Consider the following 2,430-nt stretch of genomic DNA (forward strand, 5'->3'; position numbering starts at 1 on the left):
CCATGGAAGGAAAAAATTAAGAGAGCATGTAAATAGAAAAAGGTTCCAGAGTCAATAGGACTTTGGAGCCTTTTCAATATACTTTGTTATTGGGCGGTTACAATATACTTTGTTATTGGGCGGTTACGTTATTGGGCGGTTACAATGAACCTTAAAAAGGACTCCGAAAATTTCGGAGTCCTTTACTATCGTTTTTAGACGAGAGAATAATTCAACTGTTTATTCTTCTTCTTTTCTACGACGTTTAAATCCAAGTAAGCCAAATGCTACGAGTCCTGCAAGTCCCATGAGACTCATCATGCCAGACTCTTCACCTGTCTTAGGCAATACAGCTTGTTTATTCTTCGTAGATGCTCCGTTCGCAACATCTACTGAATTTCCGTTGTTTACTGCATTGTTCGAATCAACATTACCGATTGGAGCAGTTCCACCTGCGACAGTTACTTCTGATGAAGCCGATGTGTTTCCTGCACCATCTGTTGCTGTTGCAGTTACTTTATCGCCTTCTTGAAGTTCAACACCTGCTGGAACATCAACTGTAAAGTTTCCGTTCTCATCTGCTGTTGTTGTCACTGTAGAACCGTCTGGGAAGGTTACTGTGATAGTTGAACCTGGTTCAGCAGTACCTGTGACAGTCTTATCACCAGCTTTTGGCGTATTGACAATTGGTGCTTCCGGTGCTGTAGTATCAGTATTAGGGGTTACTGTATCAGTACCTGAGATTGTGTCAACTGAGCCATCTGGGTAAGTGATTGTCACTGAACCGTCATTACCAACAACGATTGTTGTACCACTTGGAAGACTTGGGTTGGATTTTTCTACTTCTTCCTTAACTTTAGCTTTTTCATCTTCAGTCAAGTTGTTAGTATCTGCAACCGGTGTCTTAGCTGGGTTTGTTACATTGTTCTTCTCTGCATCCGTTTGTGGAGTCGGAGTTGTTGGAACTACAGCATCAGCAGCTGGAATGATATCGATTGAGCCATCTGGATATGTGATCGTTACTGATCCACCATTGCTTACTTCAATTGTTGTACCTGTTGGAAGACCTGGGTTGGACTTCTCTACTTCTTCCTTAACTTTAGCTTTTTCTTCTTCAGTCAAGTTGTTCGTATCGGCAACCGGTGTCTTAGCTGGGTTAGTAATTCCATTCTTCTCTGCATCCGTTTGTGGAGTTGGAGTTGTTGGAACTACAGCATCAGTAGCTGGAATGATATCGATTGAACCATCTGGGTAAGTAATTGTTACTGAACCACCATTGCTTACTTCGATTGTTGTACCACTTGGAAGACCTGGGTTGGACTTCTCTACTTCTTCCTTAACTTTAGCTTTTTCTTCTTCAGTCAAGTTGTTCGTATCGGCAACTGGAGTCTTAGCTGGGTTTGTTACATCGTTCTTCTCTGCATCCGTTTGTGGAACTGGAGTAGTTGGAACAACTGTATCAGCACCTGGAATGATATCAATTGAACCATCTGGGTAGGTGATAGCAACTGAGCCATCGTTACCTACTTCAATTGTTGTACCACTTGGAAGACCTGGGTTGGACTTCTCTACTTCTTCCTTAACTTTAGCTTTTTCATCTTCAGTCAAGTTGTTCGTATCCGCAACTGGGGTCTTAGTTGGGTTAGTAATTCCGTTCTTCTCTGCATCCGTTTGTGGAACTGGTTCGTAAGGTGGCTCTGTAGCAACAGTATCAGTACCTGGGATTGTGTCAACAGATCCATCTGGGTAAGTGATCGTCACTGTTCCGTCATTTCCAACTTCTACAGTTGTACCACTTGGAAGGTTTGGATTAGACTTCTCTACTTCTTCCTTAACTTTAGCTTTTTCATCTTCAGTCAAGTTGTTAGTATCCGCAACTGGAGTCTTAGTTGGATTTGTAACATCATTCTTCTCTGCATCCGTTTGTGGAGTTGGAGTAGTACCAATTACTGTTACTGTTCCAGTAAGTGTATCTGTAGAACCATCTGGGTAAGTGATAGTCGCTGTGCCATCATTTCCAACTGTGATTGTTGTACCACTTGGAAGGTCTGGGTTTGCTTTTTCAACTTCTTCCTTGACTTTAGCTTTTTCGTCGTCAGTCAAGTTATTAACATCCGCAACTGGGGTCTTAGTTGGATTTGTAACATCATTCTTCTCTGCATCCGTTTGTGGAGTTGGAGTAGTACCAATTACTGTTACTGTTCCAGTAAGTGTATCTGTAGAACCATCTGGATACGTGATTGTAGCTGTGCCATCATTTCCAACTGTGATTGTTGTACCACTTGGAAGGTCTGGGTTAGATTTCTCAACTTCGTCCTTAACTTTAGCTTTTTCGTCATCAGTCAAGTTGTTCGTATCCGCAACTGGAGTCTTAGTTGGGTTAGTCAAATCGTTCTTCTCTGCATCCGTTTGTGGAGTTGGAGTAGTTGTTACGACTGTATCAGTACCTGG

The 2,430-nt window shown here is 42.2% G+C and carries 1 protein-coding gene; it reads right to left on the reverse strand.

Translation table 11 applies throughout. The annotated features are described in order from the left end of the window. Positions 1-219: 219 nt before the first annotated feature. On the reverse strand, positions 220-2,430 hold a 2,211-nt coding region (locus tag NF418_RS10215; RefSeq protein ID WP_256779519.1), incomplete at its 5' end, for an Ig-like domain-containing protein.

The organism is Streptococcus suis, assembly GCF_024509555.1.
Taxonomy (GTDB): Bacteria; Bacillota; Bacilli; order Lactobacillales; family Streptococcaceae; genus Streptococcus; species Streptococcus suis_AD.